Source organism: Komagataeibacter kakiaceti JCM 25156 (assembly GCF_000613305.1).
Genome location: NZ_BAIO01000218.1, coordinates 1 through 3,746 on the forward strand (window position 1 = coordinate 1; position 3,746 = coordinate 3,746).

Below are 3,746 nucleotides of genomic sequence, written 5' to 3' on the forward strand. Positions count from 1 at the left end.
TCCGGCGCCTGCCGCACCCGCCGCCGCGACGCAGGCCCCGTCCGAGACGGATTACGATGTGATCGTGATCGGGGCGGGACCGGGTGGTTATGTATGCGCCATCCGCGCCGCGCAGCTTGGATTCAAGGTGGCCTGCGTGGAAAAGCGCGCGACACTGGGGGGCACTTGCCTCAACGTGGGCTGTATCCCGTCCAAGGCGCTGCTCCAGCAGTCCGAGAATTTTCACGCAGCCAAGGATGAATATGCCGATATGGGCATCATCATCGACAGCGTGAAGCTCGACCTGGCGAAGATGATGGCGCGCAAGCAGTCCGTGGTCGAAGCCAACGTGAAGGGCGTGGAGTTCCTGTTCAAGAAGAACAAGATCACCTGGCTCAAGGGCACCGGCAAGGTTGAGGGCACGGGCCGCATCTCGGTTGATGGCAAGCCGGTTACGGCCAAGCATATCGTCATCGCCAGCGGCAGCGACAGCGCGGGCCTGCCGGGGGTCGAGGTGGACGAGAAGCAGATCGTCACCTCCACCGGCGCGCTTGAACTCTCCGCTGTTCCCAAGAAGCTGGTCGTGATCGGTGGCGGTGTCATCGGTCTGGAACTGGGCAGCGTGTGGCACCGGCTGGGCGCGGATGTGACGGTGATCGAATATCTCGACCGTCTGGTTCCGGGCACGGATAACGAGATCGCCAAGAGCTTCCAGCGCATCCTGACCAGGCAGGGCCTCAAGATGAAGCTGGGGCACAAGGTCACCAAGCCGAGAAAGGCCCCAAGGGCGTGACGCTGACCGTGGAGCCCGCGCAGGGCGGCGCGGCGGAAACGCTGGAAGCCGATGTGGTGCTGCTGGCCATTGGCCGCACGGCCGCGAGCAAGGGCTTCGGGCTGGAGGAAGCTGGCGTGGCGCTGGACAAGCGTGGCCGGATCGTGACCGACGCGCATTACGCCACCAGTGTTCCGGGCATCTACGCCATTGGCGATGTGATCGCAGGCCCGATGCTGGCCCACAAGGCCGAGGAAGAAGGCGTTGCCGTGGCCGAACTGCTGGCCGGGCAGGCGGGTCATGTGAATTATGGCGCGATCCCCGCCGTGGTGTACACATGGCCGGAGGTCGCGACCGTTGGCAAGACGGAAGAAACCCTGAAGGAAGAGGGCGTTTCCTACAAGGTTGGCAAATTCCCCTTCACCGCCAATGGCCGCGCGCGCGCCATCGGCATGACGGACGGGTTTGTCAAGGTTCTGGCCGACGCCACCACCGATCAGGTGCTGGGCGTGCATATCATTGGCCCGATGGCGGGCGAACTGATTGCCGAATGCACCATGGCGATCGAGTTCGGCGCCTCGTCCGAGGATATTGCCCGCACCTGCCACGCCCACCCCACGCTGAGCGAGGCGGTAAAGGAAGCGGCGCTGGATGTGGACAAGCGCGCCATCCATATCTGATCCGGTATCCGCAACGGCAAAACCCACGGCAGGTCTCCTGTCGTGGGTTTTTTTGTCAAAGTTTTCGGGTGTCGCCTTTTTAAAAAAGGCTTCACCAGAAACTTTCTTGTGATTACAGGACATTCCGTGGACCGGCTTTTCGAGCAGTGGCCAGCAGCTTCGGAAAATGCGGCTTTTGTGAAAAATCCGGCACTCCGGAACGTCTATATACCGTGCCGGATATTCAGTCCGTAAGCGGTTCCCAGGTCATTTCCCGCGTCACACGGATCAGTTCCGTGGCCGAGACGGCGGGCGAGATGAAAAATCCCTGCACATGATCCACGCCCAGCCTGCGTGCGATGTCGAACTCGCTGCGGGTTTCCACGCCCTCGATGGTAACGCTCAGGTTGTAGCCGTGGCCCAGCTTGATGAGTGAGGCGAGCATGCTGCGTGCCTTTTCATCCGTGGCGACTTCCCGGATCAGGCAGCGATCCAGCTTGAGGGCGCGCAGCGGCAGTTCGCTCAGTGTGGACAGGCGGGCCATGCCGTAACCGAAATTATCCATGGCCAGCCCGAATCCCTCATCCGCAAGCTGGCGCAGGTGGGCATAGCTTTTTTGCGCCCGGCGGCCCTGAAGCATCTGTTCGGTCACCTCCAGCATGAAGGTTTCGGGCGGCAGGTCGCGCTGGCGGATTTCACTGAACAGGTTGCCCTGCTGTTCAAGGTTCAGCAGGTCCAGATGCGACAGGTTGACCGCCACGCACAGGTTGGGCACGCCCGCCCGCTTCCATTTTTCAATGTCATCATGGAAGGACTGGATCAGATGCGCTTCCATGTCCTGCGCCAGGACGGAATCGGTAAAGACCTCGGCAAACAGCCCGGCGGAAAGAAGCCCGCGTTCGGGGTGGTGCCAGCGCATGAGGGCTTCCGCCTGTTCGATCCGGCCCGTGCGTGTGTTGAGGATGGGCTGGTAATACACCTCGAACTGTTTTTCGCGCACGCCCGCCCGGGCTTCGGCCAGAAGCCTGGCCCGCTTTATGGTGGTCTTGTGCAGGCCCGGCGTGAACATGCGGGCCTGCTTGCCGCCCGCCTGCTTGGCGGCATAAACCGCGACATCCGCGTTTTTCTGCAGGCCTTCCAGCGTCTCGTCACCTGTTATGCGGGTCGCGCCGATACTGCCGGAAATGCGCACCGTCGCGCTGTCCAGCATGATCGGTTCTTCCAGCAGATGCTGTATTTTCTTCAGGATGGTTTCAAGCGGCGTGATCTTCAGGCTTTTATGCAGGATCAGGCGAACTCGTCGCCTCCCAGCCGGCTGATCACGTCATCCGGCCCGATCAGTTCAAGCAGGCGCGTGGCGATGGTCTTGAGCACCTCGTCACCCGCATGGTGGCCGTGGATGTCATTGACGGGCTTGAAACCGTCCAGATCGAACATGACCAGCACGCGCGGCTCGGCGCCGCGCCGCTTGCTGGCCTCCAGCGCCGTGACGAGATGGGCGTTGAAGCCACCCCGGTTGAGCAGGCCGGTCAGCATGTCGGTCGCGGCCTGTTTTCTCAGCCGCATCTTGGTGTTCATGAGTTCGGTGATTTCGAAACGGGCGGCGACGAACCCGTTGATGTCACCGCGCATGTTGCGGTGGGGAATGATGGTGGTTGCAACCCAGTAATGACTGCCGTCCTTGGCGCGGTTGCAGATGTTGCCATGCCATGTGCGACCGGCGTGCAGCGTCTTGTACATGTTGCGGAAGAACGCCTGCCCATGTTCGCCCGATTTCAGGATGCTGTGGGTATGGCCCAGAAGTTCCTGACGTGAATACTGGCTGATCTCGCAAAATCTGTCATTGACGTACGTAATGGTCCCGTTCTGGTCCGTGACGGCTACAATAAGGACATTGTCCACCACATCCGCCCAGAAGTCGGCATCTTCATGCGTTAGGGCGCGAAGCCTGTGGTCATGGTGAGCGGACATTCTGTTACCTCGAGTACGGAGCCGAAAACCGGGTGCTGCCTTCCGGCAATCTAGGACGATTTTTTTTTCGGTGAAACATCTTTGGCGGTGGCGGTTCAGTCCGGAACGCATGAACCGTTTCGCGCCATCTCCTTCACCGCTATGGCCCCGTTGCTATAGGCGCAAGGTATTACCGGCGCAAGGCGCGCGGTTATCTGTAATCTTTAGATAATAATCATTTGTATTTGGTTAAAAAACCGGGCCTGACGCAATGGCGGTCAGTCTTCCGGCGGGCGGTTCGCGTTAGCGCAGGCCGAACATCCGGCACATCCCCCGCCCCCACGCGGGCGGCTGCGCCGGGTTGCGTAACGGATCAGCCCGTCAGG

2 pseudogenes are annotated in these 3,746 nt (G+C 61.0%); one reads left to right on the forward strand and one right to left on the reverse strand.

The features are described from left to right. Window positions 1-1,431: pseudogene (gene lpdA, locus JCM25156_RS23615) on the forward strand (dihydrolipoyl dehydrogenase); the annotation flags it as partial. A gap of 223 nt (window positions 1,432-1,654) precedes the next feature. Here lpdA and JCM25156_RS23620 read toward each other — a convergent pair. Continuing rightward, window positions 1,655-3,381, reverse strand: a pseudogene (locus JCM25156_RS23620) (putative bifunctional diguanylate cyclase/phosphodiesterase). Window positions 3,382-3,746 lie beyond the last annotated feature (365 nt).